This window comes from Fluviirhizobium alvei (assembly GCF_030551875.1).
In the GTDB taxonomy this organism is placed as follows: Bacteria; Pseudomonadota; Alphaproteobacteria; order Rhizobiales; family Rhizobiaceae; genus Rhizobium_E; species Rhizobium_E alvei.
In genome coordinates this window covers 181,389-206,090 of sequence record NZ_JAUOZU010000009.1, presented here as the reverse complement: position 1 = coordinate 206,090, position 24,702 = coordinate 181,389, and the positions used below count along the sequence as shown (strand labels likewise).

At 59.9% G+C, this 24,702-nt stretch carries 28 protein-coding genes; 13 read left to right on the top strand and 15 right to left on the bottom strand.

All coding sequences use genetic code 11. From position 1 onward, the window contains the following. Window positions 1–83: 83 nt before the first annotated feature. From Q4481_RS14720 to Q4481_RS14695, 6 genes are read left to right on the top strand one after another with little or no spacing between them, the layout of a single operon-like run. Window positions 84–1,682 (top strand): ABC transporter ATP-binding protein, encoded by a 1,599-nt coding sequence (locus Q4481_RS14720; protein ID WP_304377150.1) that lies wholly within the window; start codon window positions 84–86, stop codon window positions 1,680–1,682. Next, window positions 1,679–2,716, top strand: coding sequence for an ABC transporter permease (locus Q4481_RS14715; protein ID WP_304377149.1), 1,038 nt, complete (start codon window positions 1,679–1,681; stop codon window positions 2,714–2,716). The genes Q4481_RS14720 and Q4481_RS14715 overlap by 4 nt, the downstream gene beginning before the upstream one ends. Then, window positions 2,713–3,606 (top strand): ABC transporter permease, encoded by an 894-nt coding sequence (locus tag Q4481_RS14710; protein WP_304377148.1) that lies wholly within the window; start codon window positions 2,713–2,715, stop codon window positions 3,604–3,606. Before Q4481_RS14715 ends, Q4481_RS14710 begins: the two co-directional genes overlap by 4 nt. A 12-nt stretch (window positions 3,607–3,618) precedes the next feature. Further along, window positions 3,619–4,050, top strand: coding sequence for a VOC family protein (locus tag Q4481_RS14705; protein WP_304377147.1), 432 nt, complete (start codon window positions 3,619–3,621; stop codon window positions 4,048–4,050). Beyond that, window positions 4,047–4,985 (top strand): nucleoside hydrolase, encoded by a 939-nt coding sequence (locus tag Q4481_RS14700; protein ID WP_304377146.1) that lies wholly within the window; start codon window positions 4,047–4,049, stop codon window positions 4,983–4,985. The genes Q4481_RS14705 and Q4481_RS14700 overlap by 4 nt, the downstream gene beginning before the upstream one ends. Further along, window positions 4,982–6,481 (top strand): amidohydrolase family protein, encoded by a 1,500-nt coding sequence (locus tag Q4481_RS14695; protein WP_304377145.1) that lies wholly within the window; start codon window positions 4,982–4,984, stop codon window positions 6,479–6,481. The genes Q4481_RS14700 and Q4481_RS14695 overlap by 4 nt, the downstream gene beginning before the upstream one ends. Before the next feature lie 211 nt (window positions 6,482–6,692). Here the strand turns inward: Q4481_RS14695 and Q4481_RS14690 are convergent, their stop codons facing one another. The 9 genes from Q4481_RS14690 to Q4481_RS14650 form a co-directional block, all read right to left on the bottom strand. Next, a complete protein-coding gene (locus Q4481_RS14690; protein WP_304377144.1) occupies window positions 6,693–6,887 on the bottom strand; it encodes a CsbD family protein in 195 nt (64 codons plus the stop codon). Between the two features lie 152 nt (window positions 6,888–7,039). After that, a complete protein-coding gene (locus Q4481_RS14685; RefSeq protein WP_304377143.1) occupies window positions 7,040–7,291 on the bottom strand; it encodes a YMGG-like glycine zipper-containing protein in 252 nt (83 codons plus the stop codon). Window positions 7,292–7,337: 46 nt separating this feature from the next. Continuing rightward, a complete protein-coding gene (locus tag Q4481_RS14680; RefSeq protein WP_304377142.1) occupies window positions 7,338–7,625 on the bottom strand; it encodes a hypothetical protein in 288 nt (95 codons plus the stop codon). Window positions 7,626–7,723: 98 nt separating this feature from the next. After that, window positions 7,724–8,695, bottom strand: a complete 972-nt coding sequence (locus Q4481_RS14675; protein WP_304377141.1) for a sensor histidine kinase — start codon at window positions 8,693–8,695, stop codon at window positions 7,724–7,726. Window positions 8,696–8,710: 15 nt separating this feature from the next. Then, entirely contained in the window at window positions 8,711–9,508 is a 798-nt protein-coding gene (locus tag Q4481_RS14670; protein ID WP_304377140.1) for a response regulator, read from the bottom strand. A gap of 130 nt (window positions 9,509–9,638) precedes the next feature. Further along, window positions 9,639–9,857 carry a hypothetical protein gene (locus Q4481_RS14665; RefSeq protein WP_304377139.1) on the bottom strand — a complete coding sequence of 73 codons (219 nt, stop codon included), beginning with the start codon at window positions 9,855–9,857 and terminating at the stop codon, window positions 9,639–9,641. Window positions 9,858–9,915: 58 nt separating this feature from the next. Continuing rightward, window positions 9,916–10,296: a hypothetical protein gene (locus Q4481_RS14660; protein WP_304377138.1), complete on the bottom strand. Its 381-nt coding sequence runs from the start codon at window positions 10,294–10,296 to the stop codon at window positions 9,916–9,918. Beyond that, window positions 10,293–10,646, bottom strand: coding sequence for a glycine zipper domain-containing protein (locus tag Q4481_RS14655; protein ID WP_304377137.1), 354 nt, complete (start codon window positions 10,644–10,646; stop codon window positions 10,293–10,295). The genes Q4481_RS14660 and Q4481_RS14655 overlap by 4 nt, the downstream gene beginning before the upstream one ends. 365 nt (window positions 10,647–11,011) lie before the next feature. Continuing rightward, window positions 11,012–11,176 (bottom strand): DUF1328 domain-containing protein, encoded by a 165-nt coding sequence (locus tag Q4481_RS14650; protein WP_304377136.1) that lies wholly within the window; start codon window positions 11,174–11,176, stop codon window positions 11,012–11,014. A gap of 187 nt (window positions 11,177–11,363) precedes the next feature. Here Q4481_RS14650 and Q4481_RS14645 point away from each other — a divergent pair, with 187 nt between their 5' ends. Together Q4481_RS14645 and Q4481_RS14640 are read left to right on the top strand one after the other, a co-directional pair. Next, window positions 11,364–11,555 (top strand): NepR family anti-sigma factor, encoded by a 192-nt coding sequence (locus Q4481_RS14645; RefSeq protein ID WP_304377135.1) that lies wholly within the window; start codon window positions 11,364–11,366, stop codon window positions 11,553–11,555. Beyond that, window positions 11,552–12,127, top strand: coding sequence for a sigma-70 family RNA polymerase sigma factor (locus tag Q4481_RS14640; protein ID WP_304377134.1), 576 nt, complete (start codon window positions 11,552–11,554; stop codon window positions 12,125–12,127). Before Q4481_RS14645 ends, Q4481_RS14640 begins: the two co-directional genes overlap by 4 nt. A gap of 2 nt (window positions 12,128–12,129) precedes the next feature. Here the strand turns inward: Q4481_RS14640 and Q4481_RS14635 are convergent, their stop codons facing one another. From Q4481_RS14635 to Q4481_RS14615, 5 genes are all read right to left on the bottom strand, one after another. Then, the gene (locus Q4481_RS14635) at window positions 12,130–13,158 is read right to left on the bottom strand and encodes a sensor histidine kinase (protein WP_304377133.1); all 1,029 of its coding nucleotides are present in this window, start codon (window positions 13,156–13,158) and stop codon (window positions 12,130–12,132) included. A gap of 11 nt (window positions 13,159–13,169) precedes the next feature. Continuing rightward, window positions 13,170–13,610 carry a response regulator gene (locus Q4481_RS14630; protein WP_304377132.1) on the bottom strand — a complete coding sequence of 147 codons (441 nt, stop codon included), beginning with the start codon at window positions 13,608–13,610 and terminating at the stop codon, window positions 13,170–13,172. Then, window positions 13,607–15,115 (bottom strand): sensor histidine kinase, encoded by a 1,509-nt coding sequence (locus tag Q4481_RS14625; RefSeq protein ID WP_304377131.1) that lies wholly within the window; start codon window positions 15,113–15,115, stop codon window positions 13,607–13,609. The genes Q4481_RS14630 and Q4481_RS14625 overlap by 4 nt, the downstream gene beginning before the upstream one ends. Before the next feature lie 2 nt (window positions 15,116–15,117). Further along, window positions 15,118–16,872 (bottom strand): AI-2E family transporter, encoded by a 1,755-nt coding sequence (locus Q4481_RS14620; protein ID WP_304377130.1) that lies wholly within the window; start codon window positions 16,870–16,872, stop codon window positions 15,118–15,120. 170 nt (window positions 16,873–17,042) lie between these two features. Continuing rightward, entirely contained in the window at window positions 17,043–18,239 is a 1,197-nt protein-coding gene (locus Q4481_RS14615; protein WP_304377129.1) for an MFS transporter, read from the bottom strand. A 108-nt stretch (window positions 18,240–18,347) separates the two neighbouring features. Between Q4481_RS14615 and Q4481_RS14610 the strand changes: the two genes are divergently transcribed. Beyond that, the gene (locus Q4481_RS14610; RefSeq protein WP_304377128.1) at window positions 18,348–19,166 is read left to right on the top strand and encodes an AraC family transcriptional regulator; all 819 of its coding nucleotides are present in this window, start codon (window positions 18,348–18,350) and stop codon (window positions 19,164–19,166) included. Between the two features lie 224 nt (window positions 19,167–19,390). Continuing rightward, a complete protein-coding gene (ppk2, locus tag Q4481_RS14605) occupies window positions 19,391–20,347 on the top strand; it encodes a polyphosphate kinase 2 (protein ID WP_377352876.1) in 957 nt (318 codons plus the stop codon). 57 nt (window positions 20,348–20,404) lie between these two features. On the opposite strand, the gene Q4481_RS14600 is transcribed toward ppk2, so the two are convergent. Further along, window positions 20,405–21,829, bottom strand: a complete 1,425-nt coding sequence (locus Q4481_RS14600) for a mannose-1-phosphate guanylyltransferase/mannose-6-phosphate isomerase (protein WP_304377126.1) — start codon at window positions 21,827–21,829, stop codon at window positions 20,405–20,407. A gap of 257 nt (window positions 21,830–22,086) precedes the next feature. Between Q4481_RS14600 and lnt the strand changes: the two genes are divergently transcribed. The 3 genes from lnt (at window position 22,087) to Q4481_RS14585 (ending at window position 24,654) form a co-directional block, all read left to right on the top strand. Then, window positions 22,087–23,688, top strand: a complete 1,602-nt coding sequence (gene lnt, locus Q4481_RS14595; protein WP_304377125.1) for an apolipoprotein N-acyltransferase — start codon at window positions 22,087–22,089, stop codon at window positions 23,686–23,688. Between the two features lie 147 nt (window positions 23,689–23,835). Next, entirely contained in the window at window positions 23,836–24,258 is a 423-nt protein-coding gene (locus tag Q4481_RS14590) for a helix-turn-helix domain-containing protein (RefSeq protein WP_304377124.1), read from the top strand. 159 nt (window positions 24,259–24,417) lie between these two features. After that, on the top strand, window positions 24,418–24,654 hold the full coding sequence (locus tag Q4481_RS14585; RefSeq protein WP_304377123.1) for a hypothetical protein: 237 nt from the start codon (window positions 24,418–24,420) through the stop codon (window positions 24,652–24,654). Window positions 24,655–24,702 lie beyond the last annotated feature (48 nt).

Sequence of the window (24,702 nt, the reverse complement as noted above, 5' to 3'; positions counted from 1 at the left end):
GGGGGATTGTCGGCGGTTCGCGGCCCTGTCACTAGCCCTGTTCAAGGCCGCGAGCCCACCTCATTGATGCTGGGGAAGAATTGATGTCCAGTCAAACACAGGCCGCACTCGCCTGCCGCGACGTGACGGTTCGTTATGGCGAGGTCGTGGCGCTCGCCGATGTTTCCGTATCCTTTGCGCCGGGGCTCATTCACGCCGTCGTCGGCCAGAATGGCGCGGGCAAGACCACGTTTGCGCGTGTCGCCTCCGGCCTCGTCCAGCCAAGCCAGGGCGCTGTCGAGATTTCCGGCCGTGCCATCCGCACCGGCCATGTCAATGACAGCCGCGCCGCGGGTGTCGAACTCGTACATCAGAGCTTTGCCCTGCCACCATCCTTTACCGTGGCCGAAGCCATGGAATTCGGCGCCACCGGCAAGGGCGGCATCTTCTCGCGCCGTGGCCTGGTCGAAAAGTGGGCCAGCCATCTGAAGAGCCTCGATGTCGAGGTCGATCTCAACAAGGCAATCCGCGACCTGCCGATCGAAACCCAGCAGGGCATAGAAATTGCCCGCGCGCTGGTGACCGATGCGCGGGTGTTGATCCTGGACGAACCCACGGCCGTCCTTTCGCCCTCGGGCATCGACATGCTGTTTGCCCGCGTCCGCCGGCTCAAGGAGCGCGGCGTCACTGTCATTCTCATTCTGCACAAGATCCGCGAAGTGCTCGGCATTGCCGACACCGTCACCGTTCTGCGCGGCGGCCGGCTCATCGAAGGTCCGCTGGCCTGTGCCGACATTTCAGCCGACCGGCTGGCATCGCTGATCGTCGGCGAAAGCGCCAGGAGCTTGAGCCGCGACGATCGCGACGCGCTGCTGGGTGCAGGTTCCGTCCATGCGGAAGACCACGCCAAGACGACCGTTGCTGCCGAACCCGTACTGGCGCTCGCCAATGTCTCCACCAAGGCCGACAGCGAGGGTGCGGCACTTGATGCTATCGATCTCCTCATACGTCCCGGCGAAATTGTCGGCGTGGCCGGCGTCGAGGGCAATGGGCAGAAGACTTTGGTCCGCGCGATTGCCGATCTGGCAGAGCTATCCGACGGCTCGGTGCGCTTTGCAGGGCAGGATGTCACCGCCCTGCCGCTGGCCGCGCGCCGGGCGCTGGGTCTGCGCATCATCCCCTTCGAGCGCAATGTCGAGGGCCTCAGCCTGACCAGTTCGCTCTGGGAAAACTGGAGTGCGCGTTCCCTGCTGCAAGGGCCGCTGCTCAAGCTTGTCAGCCCGTCGTCCATCCGGTCGGAATGCGATGCGTCGCTCAAGAACTGGAGCGTGCATTATCACTCCTCGGTCCAGAAGGCCGGTTCGCTTTCCGGCGGCAATGCGCAGAAGGTCATTCTGGCCCGCGAGGTCGACAGCGACGCAAAACTCATCATCGCGGCCCAACCCACGCGCGGGCTCGATATCGGCGCCACGGCCTTTGTCTGGCAGTCGCTGCGCGCGGCGCGGGACCGGGGTGCGGCCATTCTGCTGATCTCCTCTGATCTTGATGAAATCTTCGACATATCCGATCGGGTCGTCGTGATGCTGTCAGGCCGCATCGCCGGCGAATTCAAGCCACCCTATTACATCTCGGAGGTCGGCTCTGCCATGACGGGCATCCGCGTCACCAGCGCAGAACAAAAACAGCCAGAGGCACGGCCATGAGAGACCGGATCGTTTCCATAGCCCGCAGCCTGGTCTTCGTTGTCTTCGCGCTCGTGCTCTGTGCCCTGGTTTTCCAGTTGGCCGGTTACAATGCGCCGCTGATGCTTGGTTCGGTTGCTGATGGCGCCTTCCTGCGCCCCGGCGCTATCGAACAGAGCCTGCGCTGGGCGCTGCCGCTCTTCATCACCGCTGTGGGCGTTGGCATTTCGTTCCGCGCCGGCTTCTTCAATATCGGCGCGCAGGGCCAGTTCTATGTCGGCGCGATCTTTGCGGCCTTTGCGGCCGAATGGTTGAAGGGTAGCCCTGCCCTTCTGGTCGTGCCCGCCTGCCTTGCCGCAGGCATGTTGGGTGGCGCGCTCTGGGCACTGTGGCCAGGTCTGCTCAAGCTCAAGTCCGGCACCGATGAAGTCATCACTACCCTGATGGGCAATTTCCTTGCCGGTCTGTTGCTTGTCTATGTCACTTCCGGCCCGCTCAAGGACCCGTCCGGCTCCGGCCAGCAGGCGTCGAGCCGGCCACTGGATGCCGCCTACCGGATTTCCAATTCGCTCGGCCTGTCACCCACCATCATTGCCATCGCCATCGTGGTCGGCATTCTGATGTGGCTGCTTGTCAATCGTACGGCCTTCGGCGTTCTTGCGAGCCTTGCCGGCCGCAACGGCACGATGGTGCAATGGCAGGGTGCGAGGCTCTGGCAGCTTGGCCTGTCGAGCTTCATCATTTCCGGAGCGCTCGCCGGTCTTGCCGGCACCATCGAACTGATGGGACCGAATGGCCGCATCGCCTCAGGCTTCCTGCCCACCCACGGCTTCACCGCCATCCTGATTGCGCTGGTCGCCAACCTTTCCGTTGTCGGCACGGCGGTTGCGGCCCTGTTCTTCGGCGGGCTGGCATCGGCTGCGCTTTACCTGCCGATCATGGCCGGCCTGCCGGCGGCGGCTATCGACATCATCAATGCCGCGATCGCGCTGTTCATCACCGCGCGCTCCAGCTTCGTCGACAAGTTCCTGCGGTTCGGGAGGCGTTCGCCATGAATGAGATCATCATTGCCATTCTCCGGTCCGGCACGCCGCTGATCTATGTGACACTTGCAGGCGTAATTGCCCAGCGCGCCGGGGTGTGGAACCTCGGCCTCGAAGGGTTGATGATCATCGGCGCCTGCGCCACCATCCTCGGCATCATGGTGACCAATTCCTTCACGCTTGCGATCCTGATTGCGATGGTCATGTGCGTGCTCGCCTCGATCCTGCTCTGGTTCGTCATCGAAAAGCTGAAGGCAAACCCGATCATTGCCGGTCTGGGCCTGACCGGCCTCGGCATTGGCGGCACGGCACTCGCGGTCGAGGCGATCTTCGGGAGCCAGGCCACCGTCAGCGCCCCCTTTGGCGTGCCGAAGCTTGGGCCCGCCTTCGGCTCCTACGGCGTGCTGTCGATCTTCGTCGTCGCCATGCCCTTCGTGGTCTTCGGCATGTGGCTGCTGTTGCGCCGTACCCGCTTCGGATTGCAACTGGCGGCCTCCGGCGAACATCCCTTCGCTGCGCGCAGCGTCGGCGCCAATCCCACCCGCATGCGGCTGATTGCGCTGATGATCGGCGGCGTGCTCTGCGCCATCGGCGGCGCGGAACTGGCCGGCGGCAGCCTGCAGTTCTTTGCCCAGGGCATGACGGCCGGTCGCGGTTTCATGGCTTTCGCCGCCGTCATCTTCGGGGCAGCGCATCCGATCGGCTCCACCTTTGCGGCGCTTTTCTTTGCCGTGGTCGGCGCGCTCGGCATCCGGGCCCAGCTGATGTTCGGCGACAAGGTTCCGCACGATCTGCTGCAGGCCCTGCCCTATCTCGCCACCATCTTCGGCGTCTGGCTTTCCGGCAAGCTGCGCGGCGGCACCAAGGCTGCGGGCACATTCGCCGAACTCAAGGATCAATAGGAAAGGCCTACAATGGCATTCGCCCAAGTCCATCCGATCCAGGATGTCTGCGTCCTCGTGACCGATATCGAGGCCTCGATCCGCTTCTATACCGACAAGCTCGGCTTCAAGCTCAAACACCGCGCACCGGGATTTGCAGACTTCACCGGCGCGGGCCTGACGCTGGCGCTCTGGGAGCGCGATCATATCGCCAAACATGCCAATGTGCAGGTCAGGCCGGGCTCCTCCTCGGCCGTGCTGATCGCCGTCAAGCTCGACAGCACCGCCATCCTCGATGAAGCCTATGCGGAACTCACGGCTGCCGGCGTCAGCTTCGTCAGCCCGCCCGCGACCTATCCGTGGAACGCCTATTGCGCCTATTTCTATGGCCCCGATGGCGAAACATGGGAACTCTATGCCTGGCAGGATGGCGGCGCCCCGGGTAAGCTGGAGGGTTCGGCATGAGCCGCAAGCTGATCATTCTCACCGATCCCGGGCAGGATCAGGCCGCCGCGATCCTGATGATCCTCGGCAATCCCGATGCCTTCGAGGTGCTCGGCCTTGTCGCCACCGCCGGCAATATCCATCTCGATCATACGATTGCCAATTGCCTGAAACTGATGGAACTGGCCGGCAGGCCTGATATTCCGGTCTTTGCCGGCTGCTCGCATCCCATCATCCGCCCGCTGGTCATGGCCGAACATGTGCATGGCCCGACCGGCCTCGATGGACCCGACCTGCCGGCGCCGTCCATCCAAGTGCAGGAACAGCATGGCGTCGATTTCATCATCGATACGGTCCGCGCCCATCCCGGCGAAGTTACCATCTGCTCGCTGTCGCCGGTCACCAATCTCGCCATGGCGCTGCGCAAGGCGCCCGACATTGCCGGCAAGATCCATGAAGTGGTGGCCATGCTAGGCGCCTATTTCGAGGTCGGCAACATTACGCCCACCGCCGAGTTCAACTGCTATGTTGATCCCGAAGCCGCCGATATCGTGCTCAAGGCCGGCATCCACACGACGCTTCTGCCGCTCGATGTGACGCACCAGATGCGCTCGACGCCCGAACGGCTGGGCGCCATGCGGGCGCTCGGCAATCGCTGCGGTATCGCTACCGCCGAGATGCTCGAATTTTCCGAAGCCTTCGACCTCAAGAAATATGGCTGGGACGGCGCTCCGCTGCATGGCCCCTGCGTGCCCGCCTTCATGCTGGCACCCGAGATCTTTCACGGCCGCCAGATCAATGTATCGGTGGAACTGGCTGGCACGCTGACCGCCGGCATGACGGTGGCCGACTGGTGGCAGATCACCGACCGGCCGAAAAACGTCTTCTATGTCAGGGACGGCGATCCGGTCGCCTACTACGACCTGCTCATCCGATCACTGGGGAACCTGCCATGAGCCAGACATTGATCCGCAATGCGACGATCGTTGCCATGGACAAGGTCCATGGCGCCCGCCCCTTCACCGGCGATATCCTGATCGACGGCGCCAGCATCAAGGCCATCGGAGCTGCACTGACGGCCGAACCGGATACGAAGATCATCGATGGTCGTGGCAAACTGGTCATGCCGGGTCTGGTCAACTCCCACACCCATTCGAGCGAGACCTTCTATCGCGGGCGCTACGAGCGCATGCCGCTCGAAATCTGGCTGCTCTACGCCTATCCGCTGCTGATGAACGATCCCGTCGGTGAGCGGCTGCTCTATCTGCGCAGCCTGTTATTGGCGATGGAATCGCTGCGGAACGGTGTCACCACCTTCTGCGACGACTTCTTCGATCCGCCTCGCCACGATCTCGACCGGCTTTCGACCGTGTTCCGGGCCTATGACGATGCGGGTATCCGCGCCAATGTCTCCAGCGCGGTGATGAACATTCACACGCTCGATGCGCTGCCCTTCGCGCGCGAGGTCATGCCCGATGATCTCAAGGCCCTGCTGGATTTCGGCCCGCCAATCACGGCGAATGCCTATATGGATTATTGCCGCTCTGCCTTTGCCAGCCTGCATGGCAAATCGAGCCGGCTGAATTTCATGATCGCGCCTTCAGCACCACAGCGCTGCGCGCCCGATCTCATGCTGGCCTGCATGGACCTGGCGGTAGAAAAGGGCGTGCCCTTCCACACCCATATTCTTGAGACCAAAACGCAGGCCGTCACCGGTCCGCTTCTCTATGGCAAGACGCTGATCGCCTATATGCACGATCTCGGTTTGCTCCGGCGCAACACGACCATCGCCCATTCTGTCTGGGTCAGCGATGACGACATGCGGATGATGGGGGAAGCGGGCGTCTCGGTGGCGCACAATGCCATCTCCAACCTCAAGCTGGGCGCGGGTATCGCCCCGGTCCGTCGTCTGCTCGATGCAGGCGTTACGATCGGGCTCGGTACCGATGGCGTCTCATCCAACGACACGTCCCGCATCTTCGATGTCATGCGCGTGGCAGGCCTAGTCCATAGCGCGGCTGGCCCCGATTATGACCAGTGGCTGCGCGCCGAGGAAGTGCTGACAATGGCCACAATCGGCGGCGCCCGAACCGCGATGCTGGAACATGTTACCGGCTCGCTCGAAGTCGGTAAGGCGGCGGATCTGCTGATCCTCAACCTGCGCACCTATCCTTTTCTGCCACTGAACGATGTGGCCAAGCATCTGGTCTATGCCGAAAATGGCTCGTCAGTGGAAATGGTGATGGTGGCCGGTCGCGTCGTCATGCAGGACGGCCGACTCACGACGGTCGATGAAGAGGCCATCTTCGATGAGCTGGCGGAACTGATGCCCGCCTATCTCGCCGAACATGCGGAACTCGAACGCCGCAACAAGGCCTTCGAGCCGACCATGGCGGAAATCCATCGTCGGTCGACAGAAATGGATATTGGGCTCAATCGATATCACGGATGATTTTGCGGTCGTATTTTTGCGGTCCAGTGACCGCCCGGACCACAAATGACCGCGAAGTCCTGCCGCGCTGAAAACATCGTCTGTCGAGAGACAAATCCATTGCAGATCAATCTGGCCTCAACCGGATGGACGAGGCGTTGCCTCCGCCAAATCTCCCGCCGAAACGGCAAAACCCGCGCCGAAGCGCGGGTTCCAAGAGCAGGATGGGCGGTTAGCCGGCGCGGTCGATCGCCTTCTTCAGCGCATCCTTGCCTTCGCCGATCGCCTGCTGGGCTTCGCCCTTGCGTTCCTGGATCTTGCCTTCGATGACGAGGCTCGGCTTGTCCATCACATCGCCGGCAACCTGCTTGGCCTTGCCGGCGGCTTCGTTGGCGTAACCCTTGATCTTGTCGGTGGTCGAGGACATGGCATTTCTCCTTGCTGATGAGCCGGCCTTGACCGGCGAGTTGCTGCCTTCCTGGAGGGGCGACAGCGGTGATGGCAGGTCCATGGTTGAGGACCGGCCGATGGGACCACCGGTCCGACTGGAGCGGCGGGATGAAACCGTTGGCCTGCCTGTTACGGGCAGCGGGCGATATAGACGCGGCCGCGGCGATCGCGATAACGACAATGATCCGGCTTGGACGCCTTTCCGAGCAGCACGCCAGCGGTGGCACCGATGGCTGCACCGGCGAGCACGCCGCCCGGTTTGCCGCTGACAACGGCGCCCACGGTTGCGCCTGTCACGCCGCCGACGACGGCATTGCGTTCGGTAGTGGTGCAGCTTGCGAGGGCGAGCGACATCGCCCCGATGACGAGGATCTTGTTCATGGTGAACCTATGGATTGGAAGGGCGGGATTGCCCGAATAGACTTGTTTAGCGCGAAGCGACCAGCATCGATCCGCGTGTATGGTTCGGAACCACCACCAAATCGCCCTGGCTATCGATCCGCCAGGTCAGATCCGACATCGTCACCGACCGGTCTGCGACCTTGAGGCAGGCACCAAAAATCTGCGGTGCGCCTACATTCAGCATATTGTCTTCCAGTGCCTCGTCGCATTCCTGCTTGGAGGCGAAATAGGGGCTCGTCAACGGTTCGGCCTGGCAGCGGCCGAGATCATCGGAGCAGGAAATCAGAACCATAAAGCCCAGAGCAATCGACATGATCGGCTCCCTTTCTTGCCGGTTTTCCTGTCTGTAAAACGCGCCGGCCGGCAAAAAGGTTCCAAAAAAATTAACGCCCGTGTGACCGGGCGTATTTTTCAGGCAAGGGGGAAAGACAACTGATAGACGAAGCGTCCATCCGACGTTTCGTCGAGCACACCGCTGCCGGAGAGCGCCTGCGGGACGATCCGCTGCAGAAGCAGCCGCACGAGCTGGAAATCTTCGCGGCCAAGCGAGACGCCGCCAGACCCGCAATCCTCCCAGCGGAACTCAACCTGGCGGCCACCATCTTCAAGCCGGGAGTGGATTTTTGGCGGCTTGCCGTCAGCACCACCCGCCTCTTCGGCCAATACCACAAGCTCATGCAGGGCCAGCCCCACATGCATGGCGGCTTCGGCCGAGAGCACGATGTCGGCGCCCTCGAGTTTGGCTGTGGCAAAGCGCTGCATGCGGCCACTCCTGAGCTCGCCTGCAACAACATCGGCCAGCCGGGCGCCGCGCCAACCGGAATTGGTCACAAGATCCTGCGTGCGTGCAATCGACTGGATGCGTCCGCGCAGCCTGCGAGAGAACAGGGCGATATCGGTGACATGCCTTTCGGTCTGGTTTGCGATGCTCTGGATCACCGCCAGCATGTTTTTCGAGCGATGATTGATTTCCAGCAGCAGGTTGTTCATCGCATGGTTCGCGCGATGCTCCGCCGTCCTGTCACGAACGATGGTGATATATTGCGCCCTGCCCTCGCTCGACCTGTTGCAGAACAGGCGCACTTCGAAAACCTGGCCGCTTTCATGGTCGATCTCGACACTATGCGGCCCGAGACCCTCTCCGAGCGTCTTGCGCGCGGAGGCCAGGCGATCGGCGATCACCTGGCCAAAGATGCCAAGATCGGTGGGAGGCGCATCTGCCGGCACCCTGAACACGGGCGGCAGGTTGGTCACGCATAGATAATCGAGCGCATCATCCTGCAGAATGAGGCATGCACCCATGTCCAGCAGTGCATTGATCAGGTAGGCGCTGAGCTGCACTTCATCGAGGCCGGGGCGATGCCAGGCAAAACGGTTGACCACGGCGAATGACCTTCCTCAGGCTCCATGCCTGCGCGCAACCAGATCAAAGAACAATGCCTGGCTCAACAAAGCTTTGAGCATGTCGGGCTGGTAGGGCTTGGTCAGAAGGAAGGTTGGTTCGGCTTTCTCGCCGGTCAGGAGACGTTCCGGGAACGCGGTGATGAAGATGACCGGAACCGGCGTATCCTTGACGATATCGTTGACAGCATCGATGCCCGAGCTGCCATCGGCAAGCTGGATATCGGCGAGAATGGCACCCGGGCTGGTGCGACCGAACAGGGACACCGCTTCCGACCGGGTGCGGGCAATGCCGGTCACTTCATGCCCGAGCTCGCTGACCGTCTGTTCGATGTCGAGCGCGATCAACGGCTCATCCTCGATGATCATGATCTTCGTAGCAATCTGGCCGGCAATATCTTCGGCGGCTTCGGCGAGAAGAAGTTCAATGCCCTCGCCTTCGATATCGAGGATTTCGGCGATCTCTTTCGGCCGGAATTCCTCGACATGGCGCAGCAGATAGGCCATGCGGGCGTTGGTCGGCAGATTCGCAAGATTGCGGGCAGCAAGACGCTCCCATCCCTCGGCATCGGGATCGGCATCGATCTCGATCGGAACGGTGCGGACGATCGAATGGAAAAGTTTGAAAAGCGCCACGCGATCCGACGAAGCCTGCGGGAAGATGCCGACATCGGCAATCAGGGCCTCGAGCGTGGCCACGACATAGGCATCCCCTGATGTCTGCGAACCGGTAAAAGCGCGGGCGAAACGGCGGAGCATCGGAAGATGCGGTGCAATACGAGTGGTCAGCGGCATGAAATTCCCCGATCTATAACAGGCGCTGTTGCCTGTACCGGACTATAAACGCTGCAACTCGGGTCTGGTTCCATCAACAGTTAAAAAAAGTTTGCCCGGAGATGGGTGGGGAACATCTCCGGGCCGGGCATTATGCGGGCTTGTAACCAACATCCTGAAGGGCCAGTTCGATCTCGCGGAGATCGGCATTCTGTCCGTCATCGGGAATCATTGGTGCCTCGCTTGCTGCCCGCTGCTCGGCTTCGGCAAGATCCCGCATCGCGAGCAGTTTCTTGACGACGGTCCGCTGGCCGAGCGTCCGCGAATGGACAAGCTTGTGGATGTCCTGGTTCTGGTAAGTGCGCATCATGGTCATTCTCCTTGGTTTGGCATCAACCTGCCTCGGCTGGCTTGCCGCATAGAGACGTTCAGATCCGCCGAGCGAGGATATGGGCAGCGGCGGCAACGAGCGCGAGGGTCGCGACCGGATTGGCCCTGAGAAGCGCCGGCGCAAGGGCTGCGGCCCCCTGGATCATCGCGAGCTGGCGCGCCCGCTGTCTGGCACGTGCGCGCAGGACAGCGCCAACGATGAGCAGTATGAGAGCCAGGAGAGCAAAGCCCCCGGCCATGATCAGACTGGCGACCACCGTTCCATAGCTTTCTGCAAGCAGAACCATGAGAGCGGCCGCCACCCAGCCGAGCGCGATGAGCCCGGAGAAAGCAGCGAGCGCCACCACTCCGATCACCCATCCCGCCCCGACGATGCGCTGACGGAACAGATTGCCTATGGCCGCCAGAACGAGGCTCATCGGCCACCCCGGTTTGTCAGCAGTGCCAGCAAGGCACCGGCGCCGGCGGCGATAGCAAGCGCGTGATAGGGATGATCCGAGACCTTCTTGAGAAGGTCACCTTCAATCCGGACAGCCTGCTTGCGCGACGAAGCAGCGAAAGAACGCGTCGTCTCCGACAGGCCGTCGATCAGTCCTTCGAGGCTTTCGCGATACTCGCTCGTCTTGTCGCTGCCCGATTTCTGGATCGAGCTTGCGAGTTCGGCGAGATCCTGGCGCAGTTTCTCGATGCTGGCGGCAATATCTTCCTGGCCAGCGGAGAGATGACTGTTGATCTTCTTGATGGCATCGGTGGGTTTGGAGAGGCTCATGGCACTTCCTTCCTTTTGACTGTCGTTTAGGAGGCTGGCAACAATCAGTACCAACCCATGAAATAGAGCAGGATAATCACGGGGATCGGAACACCGATCAACCAAAGCAAAATCGTTCTCATGGTCATGCCTTTCGATAGTTTTCCTGCGGCAGCCGATTGCACCGGCTTCCTTCAGGGAAGTGTGTTTCTGATCTTTACCCCTGACCCCGCGCTGACAGGCAGCTCCGGGGAGAAAAGGGAATCCCGGGGGCGGAACCGGGATTCCCTTTCGGGACGATGGCGGGTCGTCCCTGTTGCAGGTGGCCACAAGGGGAACCGGCCAGCCTGCTCATTGATAACGCGTCACGCCGAAAAAAGTTCCGCTTACATTCGACGCAAGCCGCCAACCACAAGGCTGACGAGGAACATCACAATGAAGATCAGGAACAGGATCTTGGCGATACCGGCCGATGCACCGGCAATGCCCGAAAGGCCCAGAACGCCTGCAATGATGGCGACGACCAGGAATGCGAGAGCATAGTAAAGCATGATATTCTCCTGTTTTTCGAAACGTCTGCCTCAACAACGCATTGTTTTGGGATATGGTTCCAGAACGACGGGTTTTTCTCGCATTTTCGCGAAAGATTTTTTTCTTCATTTGGATGGAACTATGGGCGTCGTCATGCGTTGATGATCGACCACTTGCATGTATGAAGTCAGGGAAGCGGAGCGCCGGATGGCAAAGGAAAAGAACTCATCTCAAGCAGAGGCTCAATCGACAGCCCAAAGCCGACAGATACCCGATTTGCTCAAAGCCTATTATGCATCGATCGAGGATCAGCAAATTCCTGAAGCCTTCCTCGATCTGCTCGAGAAGCTCGATGCAGCCGAGGCCAAGGCGGCTGCTACTGGAAAAGGTGCCGAATGAACGCGCCGGTGACGACGACCGACACGCCGTTCGATTTCAAGCGCGCGATGATCGCCTGCCTCCCCAACCTCAGAGCCTTTGCCGTGAGCTTGACAGGCAGAGCCGATCGCGCCGACGATCTGGTTCAGGATTGCGTTCTCAAGGCATGGGCTGCAAAGGGCTCATTCGATCCGGGCAGCAACATAAAGGCCTGGCTCTTTACCATCCTGCGCAACGAGTTTTTCTCCCAGATGCGCAAGGCCGGACGCGAGGTGCAGGATTCTGACGGCTTCTTCACAGGGCAGGCCGCAGTCATACCCGAGCAGGATGGTGTTGCTGATCTGAAAGATCTCAAGAACGCGCTCGACCAGTTGCCGGCGGACCAGCGCGAAGCGATCATTCTGGTGGGTGCCTCTGGATTTTCCTATGAGGAAGCGGCCGAGATCTGCGGCTGCGCGATCGGCACGATCAAGAGCCGCGTCAACCGCGCTCGCCAACGGCTGGCTGAACTTCTCGGCGTCGAGGATGAGGGGGATTTTGCCCCGAGCGGCACGATTGCCGCGGTGACACGGCGCTCGTTTCCAGTCGCCTGATATCAGACCAGGGTCAGGTGAACCTCGACCCTGGTTCCACGCTCCTTGCGAATATAGTCGATACCGTTGCCGATCGTCGCAGCCATGGAACGCGTGATCCGGGTGCCAAGCCCGGTTCCCTTCGGCTTGCCGTCTTCCGGCATACCCGCGCCATCATCCTCGACCACGATAAGCGCGTTTTCGGCATCGACGACTTTCAGACCGATGGCGATGCGGCCATGGCTGCCATCGGGGTAGGCATATTTGATGGCATTGGTGATCAGTTCGGTAACGATCATGCCGGCCGAGACCGCCCTGTCCGAGGGGAGTTGGACCGCATCGAGTTCGATATCGATCGGCCGGTCGCTCTCGCTTTCGCCCATCGAACCGCGCAATTCGTTGACCAGCCGCTCGAGATAGATGTCGAGGTCGACGACGCGGACGTCATCGGAGGTGTAAAGGCTTCGATGCATCCCGGCGACCGCATTGATACGGGCCTGGGTTTCCATCAGGGCCGCCTTCACGGCCTGATCCGGTTCTGACGAAATCTGTAGGCGGATGAGGGAGGCAACCAGGGCAAGACTGTTGGCGACGCGGTGATTGACTTCGGCCAGAAGGATTTCGGCCCGCTCCTTGGCGAGCACGATTTCGCGATCCGCCTGCGCCTTCGCCCGCTTGAGAGCCGCGCTTTCAATGGCCTGTTCCACGACATTGGCAAGAAGCGGCCAGAACTCATCGCCCGTCGACTTGATGAAATAGTCGGTCGCACCATTTTTCAAAGCCTCAACCGCAATACTCGCATCGTCTGAGCCGGTAACATAGACCACCGGCGGCAATTCCATATCTCGCGCTTGCGACAGGAAATCGAGCCCGGTCACACCATCCATATAGTGATCAAGCGTGATCGCGTCGAATGTGCCGGCCTTGAGAAGACTAATCGCCTCCTCCGGATCCGCCGCATGGGTAATGATGAAATCGGAAGCCTTGAGTTTGCGCGCAGCGAGAACAGCAAGAGCGGCATCGTCATCGATATAGAGCAATGTTCTGGCCATGCGCGCCGGCCTTACGGAATCTGCATGACAGCAAAGAAGAGGCCCAGTTGCCGGATTGCCGAGGCGAATCCGTCATAATCGACCGGCTTGGTGATATAGACATTCGCACCGAGATCATAACATTTCTGGATCTCGCGCTCATCGTCGGTGGTGGTCAGGATGATCACGGGCTGGCGTCTGGTGGCCGGATCGGACTTGAGCTGTTCGAGGATCGAAATTCCTGACATGTCCGGCAGATTGAGGTCGAGAAGGATCAGGAGATAACGTTCGTTCGCCCCCTCCTCCCGTTCTTCGGCACGACCGAAAATATAGCTAAGCGCATCGGTTCCATTGTCGAACGCCATGATTTCGTTGGAAACGCCCGCACGACGAATGTTCTTTTCGATGAGGCGCGCATGGCCTTCGTCATCTTCGACCATGACGATGGTCACCTGCTTCTGGTTGGCCTTCATACCTGCCTGCTTTCCATATGGTGTTGATTAGCCTGCCCCTTTTTAGGAAGGCGTATCACGAAAGTTGCACCTTGTCCCAGCGCTGATTCAAGCCGCACATTGCCGCCAAGATTACGCACCAGGGTTCTGAGATGAGCAAGCCCGATCCCTTCCCCGGGTTCGTTCTGCTTGCCGGAGCGACGGAACAGTTCGAAGACCCGCTCATGATCTTTCGGGGCGATGCCACGCCCATTGTCAGAGACCGAAATCTCCACATGGGAGAATGACACGGCACGCGCGCGAACGTTGATCCGCAGTGGTCGCGTCTTGTCGCGATACTTGACCGCATTGTCCAAAAGGTTGCCGAGCACCTGCTCGAGCGACATCCGGTCGCTGGTGATCTTCAGATTGCCGCTATCCACGGAGATTTCGCCATCGGCAGCATCGATCTGATGCCGGACCGTTTCGACCGAGCGCTCGATCAGCGCGCCGAGGTCGATTGTTTCCATCTTCAGCAACCGTTGGCCATCACGAGAGATTCTCAGGATGGCATTGATCAGTCCATCCATCTTGGTGCTCGAGGCGCGAATGAACCCGATCGATTCCGGCAGATCCTCGGTCAGGATTTCACGAACCCGCTGTTTCTCCTCATCGGTGCCTTCGAACTGCTCGACCTTGTCGGCGAGAAAGTCGGAATCCTTCGCCATTTCGGAAGTGAACCCCATGATATTGACGAGCGGCGCCCGGAGGTCGTGGGTGACAATATGGGCGAAACTGCGGATCTCTTCATTGGCAGCCATGAGATCCTGGGTCCGTTCCCGCACGCGGATCTCGAGCGACTGATTGACCTGATCTGCAACCTGCCAGGCATTGAACATCTCGCGGACAAAGCGACTGATGATATGAGCGGATGCGCCGATCAGCGCAACCAGCGTCGCGAAGCCCACGGCGGTGACGAATTTCAGGATGTCTGCCAGGGATGTCTGCCAGTCGAGATTTTCCTGGGTGCGATCGTCCGCCATACGGATGGAAAATTCGAGATCGGTCCGGATCTCGTTCATCAGACGCAAGCCGCTTGCATCATTGATGACCTTGATCGCCTCGGACAGATTTCCGGCTTCGACCCAATCGATCGTCCGATCAAGTTCGGCGACCTTCTTCTCGATAAGAAGATGGACGCGGTCCATCTTGACCTCGGGAAGCACGTCAGCCGCGGCCTTGATTGCATCTTCGAGTGTCTGCAGCCGGCCCGGCATGCGGCCGATCGATTCCCTGTAAGGTGTCAGGAATTGAGGATCCCTTGTGATGACATAGCCGCGCTGGCCGCTTTCGGCCGCCTGCACGGCATCGAGAAGATCGGCGGCGGCACGGCGTACATCACGCGCCAGAATGGCATGGTTCGCCACCTCCTGGCTCTTGAAGACGAGATAAAGGTTGGCGCTTGTCATTGCCAAAAGAAAGGTCGATCCCAGGACGAGAGCAGTCACAGTGCTGCGCACGAATGTGCGCCGGCTCGAATTCAGCATGGTCAGGCACTCTCTCCATTCTTCTTGTTGCTTGCGACAAGCGATAGCGCTCCGGCATCGCCGGCCGGTTCCACTTCGGCAAGAATTGCAAGTCGGGCCTTGATCCGCCGGCAGGCATTCTCGGCAGTCAGAACACCAGCCTCGTTGTGGCCAGTCTCCAATGCCATGGAGAGCCGGTCAACCTGCTTCGGCACGCTAGCCAGGCGGCGAGCAAAATAGGCGGATTTGGCCGCCGACGGAGCGTTCATGAAACAGAGGCAAAGAACGTGCGCCTCGACCACGTCTTCCACCGTCTGTAACGATCCGCCGTAGCCGATAGAGGTCAGTGCATGGCTAATTCCGGAAGCAGACAGAAGGGCAGAAAGGATGATCGATGCGGCGCGGTCTTCCGGTTGCCCCGAATGAAGAAGCAACACCGCTCCATCGGGTTTGGCCGAACCGAAAACCGCCTGACAAAGACCATGGAAATGCATCAGGATGTTTTCGAGTTGCGCGCGATCCAGCCCGCCCTCGCGCCAGGTCTCGCAGCAACGGGCCAGTGCCGGTGCCGCAACCTCTTCCAGAAACGTCTCGGCGCCAAGCCGCTCAACTTCGCCCTCGACGATCAGGGAGGCTTCAAGAAAATCCTCGGCGAGCAAACGCTGGTAGAGCCTGAGATCCGGTCCCAGCGGGCGTGATTGGCCGAGCAGTTTCTCAGCAAATTCAAAGCCGGGAATGTAGCGACCCAGAATCGAAAAGGCGATCGTCAGCGGAACGGCCAGTACCAGCCCGACCGCCCCCCACATCGACGTCCAGAAGATTGCCGCGATCACGATCGCAAGCGGTGACAGGCCTGTCATCGATCCGAAGAACAAAGGTTCGATCATGTGGCCAAACAGCATTTCGATCGCCAGGATCATGGCGAGAACGCCAAGGGCCAGCATCCATCCGTCACCCATTGCGGCGGCCACGAGCACCGGAAAGACTGCCGCGAGGATCGAGCCAAGATAGGGCATGAAGCGAAGAATCGCTGTCAGCACGCCCCAGAATGCCGCCTGCGGAATGCCCATCACATAAAGACCGAGGCCGATGGCCGCACCCGCTGAGAGATTGATGACGACCTGGGTGGCAAAGAGCCGGACCAGACGCTGCATGGCTTCGGCGATCGCGGCTGTCGCACGTCCGATCTCGAGAGGCGACAGAACCGAAATAAGGCGATTGCGCAGGTCTTCCCGGTAGGAAAGGAAGAACAGCACCAGCAGCATCACAATGCCGAACTGGGCGATGAGATGAGCCATGGTCGGTACGATCGCCAACATGGCATCGAGCAGACCGCTACCGAAGAAGGCTTCCTTTTCCGACCCACCGCGACTGGCGGCATCCGAACCCGCCTTCGCGACCAGTTCCGACAGCCGATAGACCGGACCTGACGGATCGAGCCCATCCTTCAAAGCCTGAAACTTGGCGCGGATCTTCTGTTCATAGATCGGCAGATCGCTCGCAAGACTGTTGGCGCCGGCCAGAAAGGCCAGAACCGCGCCCGACAAGACGACCGCCGCCAAAGTAACGACGACGGGGATCGCGAGCCGTTTGGGCACGCCGTAAGTCTGAAGCCGGAAGACCGGGATCGAGAGCAGCATGCCAAGATAGGCGGCCACGGCGATGGGAATGAGGACAGACTGGCCGACATAGAGGATGGCGCCGATCGCCAACAGGCAGAACAGCACATAGGCGAGCCTTTGGCTCGTCGGAAGATCGTTGTAGCGATAGCGTTCCACGTCGCATCCCTGATTGGCCAATGGCCGAGGCGCCCCAGCCGGATCTAGGCTGCTGGGATCTGAAACGCAGATCAGACTGTTTTGTTCCTGGCTCCGAACGTTTTTTTTCGGATCCCCACAAGAAAAAAGCCCGGACCGACAGAGGCCAGCCCGGGCAAATCGCAACGGTATCAACCGTGGCGGGGAATTCTTGGCAGGAAGATGGTGAGAAGCCCGAGCAACGGCATGTAGGAGCAGACCTTGTAGACGAACTCGATGCCCTCGCGATCGGCAAAGACGCCGAGAACCGCAGCTCCGATCCCGCCGAAGCCGAAGGCGAAGCCAAAGAAGAGACCGGCAATCAGCCCAACACGGCCGGGCGCCAGTTCCTGCGCGAAGACGACGATTGCCGAAAAAGCCGAAGAAAAGACAAAGCCGATGACCACCACCAGGACCGATGTCCAGAACAGGTTGGCATAGGGGAGCAGGAGCGCGAACGGGATGACGCCGAGGATCGAAAGCCAGATGACGACGATCGAGCCGAAGCGGTCCCCGATCGGTCCACCGAGCACGACGCCGGCAGCCGAGGCACCAAGAAACAGGAACAGGAGAACCTGGGCATGCTGCAGGTCGATGCCGAATTTGTCCATCGAGTAGAAGGTAAAATAGCTCGACAGGCTGGCAATATAGGCGTTCTTGGTCGCCGTCAGGATCACGAGCACGATGAGGGTCGCAAGCACCTTGTTGCGCGAGAATGGCAGGGTCCGGCTGGCCGGTGCGCGCCCGGCATTGCTGCGGCGATGACGGCTGTACCAGAGGCTGACCCAGGACAGGACGGCAAAGCCCAGGAGCGCGATCATCGAGAACCAGCTCAGGCTTTCCTGCCCGCGCGGAATGACGATGAAGGCCGCAAGCAACGGACCGATGGCCGTGCCGGTATTGCCGCCCACCTGGAAGAAGGATTGCGCCATTCCATGCCGACCGCCCGAGGCGAGACGCGAAACGCGCGAGGCTTCCGGATGAAAGATGGCCGAGCCGATGCCGATCAGGCACGCTCCGATGACCAGAACCGGGTAACTGTGCGCGAAGGCAAGGGTGATCAGGCCGGCGCAGGTGGAGAGCATCGCGGTCGGCAGCGAATAGGGCATCGGCCAGCGATCCGTTACATATCCGACAGCTGGCTGCAGGAGCGAGGCCGTGACCTGGAAGGCGAAGGTCAGCAGTCCGATCTGCATGAAATCGAGCGCATAGTTCTGCTTGAGCAGCGGATAGAGCGACGTCAGCAGCGACTGCATGATGTCATTGAGCATGTGGCAGAAGCTGGCGGCTGCGATGATCGCAAAGGTCGTACGATGCGGGTTGAAATCCGCTGCGGCTACGTTGGCCATGGCATTTCCTCTCCATCACCGCGCATTGGCGGTGTTTTTAGCTGTCCTACACCGATTGCCGCTGGCCTGCTTTTGTGATTTGGTCTTCTTTTTTCGAGAGTGGGCCAAATGCGATCGGTGGACCTGACACGCGGCAACATTCAGCCGCAAGCCGACCATGAACACAGCCTCGTGCTGATCGAAGGTGCCAATGACCCGGTTCTGGCGCTGCGGCGCCTTTATGCCGGTGGCCACAGGGTGCCGCTCCACAGCCATTCCCGGATCCAGATCTGGTGCGCGCGCGCCGGCGTGGTGGTGGTGAGCACCGCCGAGGGTCGCTGGATGATACCGCCGGGCCACGGGCTGATCATTCCAGCCGGGCTTGAACATTCCTCCGAGACGATGGGGCCGGTTGAAATGCACTCGATCTATGTGGCGGCGGATGCGCTTGCCGCCCCGGTGCCAAGAGTGGTGGAGGTCACCGCACTTGCCTCGAGCCTGATTGCCGAACTGGTCGACGAGGACGCCAGACCATCGACCGATCGTCGGAAGCATCTCATCCGCCAACTCCTGCTCGACGAGATCCTTCACCTGCCGGACCGACCGCTGGGGCTGCCCTTTCCGGGCGATGCGCGTCTTGCCGCCCTCTGTCGGGATTTTCTCCGGACCCCGGCGGCACGGTCGGAAATAAACGAATGGGCCGATCGCATGAGTGTGAGCCGCCGCACCTTCACCCGGCTCTTCCGCAGCGAGACGGGCGTGAGTTTCGTGACCTGGCGCCAGCAGGCCTGCATCTTCGCCTCCCTGCCCCGCCTGACCGCAGGAGAGGCTGTCACAACCGTCGCCATGGATGCCGGCTACGAGAATATCGCCGCTTTCACCACCATGTTCCGGCGCATGCTGGGCAGTTCCCCGCGCGACTATGTGCGGAATGGAACAGCGGGCTGAAAGGCCTGACCTCGTTTAGAATTTTCGGATGTTCTTGACGTCGATCAAGGCGGACGCGGCGTTCCGCGCTAACCTCCTTTCAGGGTAACGGAACGGAGGCAAGCGTGGACCAGAAGATCGATACGACGACCATTTCCAATGACGAAAACCAGCCGGTTGCAGCAAGCATTGGTGCGACTGAGACTTCGGATACCGCGCCGGTCAGCGATTTGATTGCGGCGCCCATGGTTGAACCCGTCCCGTCGGAACCCATTCCGGTGGAACAGGCGGCGACCGAAGAGCTTGCCGAGCAGCGGATCATGGATCTCAGATCGCTGCGCAAAAATCCCGAGGCCATTCGCCATACATTCGAAACTGGCGAATACCCTTACAAGAACCGGCTCTCCAACAAGATCTACATGGATCAGATGAGCCGCCTGCAGGTGGAACTGCTCAAGGCGCAATACTGGGTCAAGGAAACCGGCCAGAAGATCGTCATCCTGTTCGAAGGACGCGATGCTGCCGGCAAGGGCGGTACGATCAAGCGCTTCATGGAACATCTCAATCCGCGCGGTGCCCGCGTGGTGGCTCTCGAGAAGCCGTCGGAACGCGAGCGGACACAGTGGTATTTCCAGCGCTACATCGAACATCTGCCGTCGGCAGGCGAGATCGTGTTCTTCGACCGCTCCTGGTATAATCGCGCCGGCGTCGAACGGGTCATGGGCTTCTGTTCACCCAACGACTATCTCGAATTCATGCGGTCTGCTCCTGATCTGGAACGGATGATGGTGCGGTCCGGCATCCGTCTCTTCAAGTACTGGTTCTCCGTGACAAGGGAAGAGCAGGCCAGGCGCTTCCAGGCCCGCGAAACCGATCCGCTCAAGCAATGGAAACTGTCGCCGATCGACAAGGCATCGCTCAACAAGTGGGACGACTATACCGAGGCAAAGGAGGCGATGTTCTTCTTTACCGATACGGCGGATTCGCCCTGGACGATCGTGAAATCCGACGACAAGAAGCGGGCCCGCGTCAACTGCATGCGGCATTTCCTCAACGCCCTGCCCTACGAGAAGGATGGCGAGACCGGTGCGGTGGAACAGCCCGATCCGCTGATCGTCGGGTCCTCGCTGCATGTGATCGGTCGTGACGACGCCATTCTCGGCAAGACGATGCATCCGGGCAGCCGCCGCGTCGGGCGCTGAAACAAAAAGGCCGGCGGAGCAAGCACTCCGCCGGACTCTTTTTCGGTTGTCGCCCGGTCAGGTACGGCCGAACGTATCTTCAAGGCGAATGATATCGTCTTCGCCGAGATAGGAGCCGGTCTGCACTTCCACGAGTTCGAGCAGGATTTTGCCAGGATTGGACAGGCGATGCACCTCGCCCTGCGGGATATAGACCGATTCATTTTCCCGCAGCATCTGGGTCTTGTCGCCGATCTGGACTTCGGCGGTACCGCGCACGACGATCCAGTGTTCCGACCGGTGGTGATGTTTCTGCAGCGACAGGCGCTTGCCCGGCTTGACGAACAGCCGTTTGACCTGGAAACGCTCGCCGACCAGAACAGACGAGTATCCACCCCAGGGCCGGTAGCTCGTGCGATGTTCTTCCGTGAGCTTCATGGTGGCCGGGTTGCGCATCATCTCCTTGACCACACGACCGACATCCTGCGCGTCCGATAGCTTGCCGACATAGATCGCATCTTCGGTGGCGATCACGACCGCATCGTCGAGACCGTTGACGGCGACATGCATGCTTTCCGACACGACCATGGATTTGGTGGTGTTGAAGAGATCGACCGGACCGCGCGTGACGTTTCCGGCCTCATCGGCAGCACTTTCCTTCCAGACAGCGTCCCAGGCACCGAGATCGGACCAGCGGATCGGCGACGGAACCACCGAGGCCAGCGAGGTCTTTTCGAAGATCGCATAATCGACCGAAATGTTCGGCGAGGCCGCGAATTCCTTTTCGCCCAGACGAATGAAATCGAGATCCTCACGGGCTGCCTTCACGGCCGCTTCGGCTGCAGCCAGCACATCCGGCGCCAGCGCCTTGCACTCGTCGAGAAAGACGGTGGAATCGAACAGGAACATGCCCGAGTTCCAGTAGAAATTGCCGCTTTCGATCATCGCCTTGGCGCGATCTTCATCCGGCTTTTCCACAAAGCGCTTGACCTGATGGGCACCGGTTTCCTCGCGCGCACCCGCCTCGACATAGCCGAAGCCGGTGGCTGGAGACGTCGGCGTGATGCCGAAGGTAACGAGCCGGCCTGCACGCGCAGCGGCAGCTGCTGTATCGATGGCGGTGATATAGGCCTCATCGACCACGATATTGTGATCCGATGCCAGGATGTGAACGAGCGCCGGGCCGTCCTTGGCCGCAATGATCGTTGCTGCTGCTATTGCAGCAGCCGTGTTGCGGGCCACCGGTTCCAGAACCACATCGGCCAGTTCGACGCCGGCTTCCTGCGCCTGTTCGGCGACGAGGAAGCGATAGTCGGAGTTGGTGACCACGATGGGCTTGGCATAACGGCTGGGGTCAGAGAGCCTCTTCAAGGTCATCTGAAACAGGCTGAGATCGCCGGTGAGCGCCAGGAACTGCTTGGGGCGTTGCGACCTCGACATCGGCCAAAGTCGTGTTCCCTTGCCTCCGGCCAGGATCACAGGAACGATCAGGTTGCTTGTCATCATATGCTCCTCAATTCGGGACAGACCGATCGTGCGGCTATTCCCCATTCTGGCACATTCCAATGCCAGGTCCATTACACCACACCTGCCTTGCTGGTCGTTAATCCGCAGCTAAATTGCCGGACCAGCAGCAGGAAATCTCGCGCTAGCGTTAATTGTCACTCAATGAGCCGCCACATGCGCTGCAGTCGCGACAAAATCGCTAAAATCCTGCAAAACTGGCGAATTGATGATTCGCGGTATTGTGAGGCGGTTTTATGGAGCGAATTGCGGCCCATATGACATTGAGTTCGGGCCTGTACAGGTTCGGGCTGGCTTTCGTCTTCGGCGCCTTTGCTGCCCTGGCCCTCGCACCCGTCAATCTCTTCATAGCGGCATTCGTTTCCTTTTCCGTCCTGCTCTGGTTGCTGGAAGGTGCGGTGGGCAATCCCTCCTCCGGCATCATCGGCCGCAACATGCCGGCTTTCCTTGTCGGCTGGGCATTCGGTCTCGGCTATTTCGTTGCAGGCCTCTGGTGGACGGCTAACGCGCTTCTGGTGGAGGCGGATGAATATGCCTGGGCGCTGCCGCTCGCAATCTTCGGACTTCCTGCCTATCTCGCGATTTTCTATGGGCTGGCCACCATGCTGGCACGCCTGTTCTGGACCGATGGCGGATTGCGCCTGTTTTCGCTGGCAGCGGCTTTCGGCCTCATGGAGTGGCTGCGCGGCTTCGTCCTAACGGGTTTTCCGTGGAATGCGATCGGTCAGGCCCTGATGCCGTTTCCGCTGATGATGCAATCGGTGTTCCTGACCGGCAGTCTGCTGATGAATGTCATCGCGGTTTTCATCTTCGCCTCGCCGGGATTGCTCGTCGGCGGTCGTCGCAGTTCCTGGGCGTTTATTGTCGCCATGCTGCTGTTGGGGGCGCATCTCGGCTACGGGGCCTATCGCCTCAACTTCCGCGAACCGGAAAGCACCCAGCTTGCCGCGGCACCGGTGGTGCGGATCGTGCAGCCGATGATCGACCAGGCCGCAAAGATAAATGATTCCGAGCGAGGCCGGATTTTCGAAGAGCATCTTGCGCTTACGCGCGAGCCCCCGCCGGCAGGAGGCAAGGTCCCTGATATTATCCTGTGGCCCGAAACATCGATCCCTTTCATTCTGACCCGCAATCCCGACGCGCTTTCAAAGATCGCCGATACGCTGTCGGACGGCCAGATCCTGATTGCCGGTGCCGTTCGGGTGGAAAGCGACAATGCGATCGACAATCCGCGCTTCTACAACTCTATCTACATGATCGACTCCCAGGGACAGATCATCGGTGCCGCCGACAAAGTGCACCTGGTTCCCTTTGGCGAGTATCTGCCGCTTGAAACACTCTGGTCCAAGATAGGGTTAACGGCGATCGCAGCCGATATGCCCGGCGGCTACTCGGCGGCGACGAACCGCCAGCTGCTGACAACGCCCGCGGGACTCAAGCTCTGGCCGCTGATCTGCTACGAAGTCGTTTTTCCGGAACTGTCAAGCGATGTGAACGAGAGGGCGGATGCGATCGTCAATGTGACCAACGACGGCTGGTTCGGCAACTCATCTGGACCCTACCAACATTTCCAGCAGGCCCGGATTCGAGCCGTCGAATTCGGAGTTGGACTGATTCGGAACTCCAACAGCGGAATTTCCGCGATCATAAATCCTTATGGCGAGTTACTGAAGGGGCTCGATTATCAGGTCAAGGGGTTCGTGGATGGTCCAATCCCGCACAAAATTTTACCGATTCTGCATGAAAGAACTCGCTTTCTTAACTTCGGGTTGATCGAGCTGCTCATTTTTGCGACACTGCTTTTCTCCCGCGTTAGTTTTATTTTCAATCGCAATTGACCAAAAACCCCTAAAAATGCATAGTAGAAAGCACAGGCGAACACGCGCTAAAGTGAAGTCCGCCGGAAATGAGTGTACAACGCAGCGTTTGGGTGACGCTAACTGGCGCTTCCACACCCGGACATGTGCAATCGACAGGAAAGCGTTATGATAGAGAATAAGAAAAAGCCGAACCCGATTGACATCCACGTCGGAAGTCGGATCAGGCTGCGCCGTACCATGCTCGGCATGAGCCAGGAAAAGCTCGGAGAAAGCCTTGGCATCACCTTCCAGCAGATCCAGAAGTATGAGAAGGGCACCAATCGTGTTGGCGCCAGCCGCTTGCAGGCAATCTCCGGCATCCTGAATGTTCCGGTCTCCTTCTTCTTCGAAGATGCGCCTGACGGCAATCCGGCCAATACGCCGGCCGGCATGGCGGAAGCATCGAGCTCCAACTACGTGGTCGACTTTCTGTCGTCCTCCGAAGGACTGCAGCTCAATCGCGCGTTCGTCAAGATTTCCGACCAGAAGGTCCGTCGCAAGATCGTTGATCTGGTCAAGGCACTGGCGGCAGACGCCGAAGCCGAATAACCAAATCACAGTCCTCCGTGATCACAACATCGGGCCATTCGGCCCGATGTTTTTTTTCGTAAAAATACGATCACCAGTCGAAATTTTATCCGCCGACACTGTTGTCGAAGCGCCAGCGATCCTACATCTCATTTATCTCGTCGAAAAAGGAGATTGACGATGGCGGACGTAAGCAAACTGGTCGATGACCTCAAGCAGACCTATGACGAAATCAAGCTGAAGGCGCATCTCGGATCGAAGGATGCCCAGGACGAATGGGAAGGTCTGCAGCAGAAATGGCAGCATTTCCAGAGTCAGGCCGAGCTGCAGAAAAGCGCTGCCGATGTTGGTGATGCGCTGAAAATTCTCGGCAACGAAATCTCCGAGGCCTTCGGTCGAATTCGCAAGTCCCTCTAAAACTCTCAAAGATTTCAAGCCCGCGGACGCCTCAATTTGGCCGCGGGC

Coding starts and splice junctions, on each gene's coding strand:
- Q4481_RS14720 (WP_304377150.1), top strand. CDS start 84: ATGTCCAGTCAAACACAGGCCGCACTCGCCTGCCGCGACGTGACGGTT.
- Q4481_RS14715 (WP_304377149.1), top strand. CDS start 1,679: ATGAGAGACCGGATCGTTTCCATAGCCCGCAGCCTGGTCTTCGTTGTC.
- Q4481_RS14710 (WP_304377148.1), top strand. CDS start 2,713: ATGAATGAGATCATCATTGCCATTCTCCGGTCCGGCACGCCGCTGATC.
- Q4481_RS14705 (WP_304377147.1), top strand. CDS start 3,619: ATGGCATTCGCCCAAGTCCATCCGATCCAGGATGTCTGCGTCCTCGTG.
- Q4481_RS14700 (WP_304377146.1), top strand. CDS start 4,047: ATGAGCCGCAAGCTGATCATTCTCACCGATCCCGGGCAGGATCAGGCC.
- Q4481_RS14695 (WP_304377145.1), top strand. CDS start 4,982: ATGAGCCAGACATTGATCCGCAATGCGACGATCGTTGCCATGGACAAG.
- Q4481_RS14690 (WP_304377144.1), bottom strand. CDS start 6,887: ATGTCCTCGACCACCGACAAGATCAAGGGTTACGCCAACGAAGCCGCC.
- Q4481_RS14685 (WP_304377143.1), bottom strand. CDS start 7,291: ATGAACAAGATCCTCGTCATCGGGGCGATGTCGCTCGCCCTCGCAAGC.
- Q4481_RS14680 (WP_304377142.1), bottom strand. CDS start 7,625: ATGTCGATTGCTCTGGGCTTTATGGTTCTGATTTCCTGCTCCGATGAT.
- Q4481_RS14670 (WP_304377140.1), bottom strand. CDS start 9,508: ATGCCGCTGACCACTCGTATTGCACCGCATCTTCCGATGCTCCGCCGT.
- Q4481_RS14665 (WP_304377139.1), bottom strand. CDS start 9,857: ATGATGCGCACTTACCAGAACCAGGACATCCACAAGCTTGTCCATTCG.
- Q4481_RS14660 (WP_304377138.1), bottom strand. CDS start 10,296: ATGAGCCTCGTTCTGGCGGCCATAGGCAATCTGTTCCGTCAGCGCATC.
- Q4481_RS14655 (WP_304377137.1), bottom strand. CDS start 10,646: ATGAGCCTCTCCAAACCCACCGATGCCATCAAGAAGATCAACAGTCAT.
- Q4481_RS14650 (WP_304377136.1), bottom strand. CDS start 11,176: ATGCTTTACTATGCTCTCGCATTCCTGGTCGTCGCCATCATTGCAGGC.
- Q4481_RS14645 (WP_304377135.1), top strand. CDS start 11,364: ATGGCAAAGGAAAAGAACTCATCTCAAGCAGAGGCTCAATCGACAGCC.
- Q4481_RS14640 (WP_304377134.1), top strand. CDS start 11,552: ATGAACGCGCCGGTGACGACGACCGACACGCCGTTCGATTTCAAGCGC.
- Q4481_RS14635 (WP_304377133.1), bottom strand. CDS start 13,158: ATGGCCAGAACATTGCTCTATATCGATGACGATGCCGCTCTTGCTGTT.
- Q4481_RS14630 (WP_304377132.1), bottom strand. CDS start 13,610: ATGAAGGCCAACCAGAAGCAGGTGACCATCGTCATGGTCGAAGATGAC.
- Q4481_RS14625 (WP_304377131.1), bottom strand. CDS start 15,115: ATGCTGAATTCGAGCCGGCGCACATTCGTGCGCAGCACTGTGACTGCT.
- Q4481_RS14615 (WP_304377129.1), bottom strand. CDS start 18,239: ATGGCCAACGTAGCCGCAGCGGATTTCAACCCGCATCGTACGACCTTT.
- Q4481_RS14610 (WP_304377128.1), top strand. CDS start 18,348: ATGCGATCGGTGGACCTGACACGCGGCAACATTCAGCCGCAAGCCGAC.
- ppk2 (WP_377352876.1), top strand. CDS start 19,391: ATGGTTGAACCCGTCCCGTCGGAACCCATTCCGGTGGAACAGGCGGCG.
- Q4481_RS14600 (WP_304377126.1), bottom strand. CDS start 21,829: ATGACAAGCAACCTGATCGTTCCTGTGATCCTGGCCGGAGGCAAGGGA.
- lnt (WP_304377125.1), top strand. CDS start 22,087: ATGGAGCGAATTGCGGCCCATATGACATTGAGTTCGGGCCTGTACAGG.
- Q4481_RS14590 (WP_304377124.1), top strand. CDS start 23,836: ATGATAGAGAATAAGAAAAAGCCGAACCCGATTGACATCCACGTCGGA.
- Q4481_RS14585 (WP_304377123.1), top strand. CDS start 24,418: ATGGCGGACGTAAGCAAACTGGTCGATGACCTCAAGCAGACCTATGAC.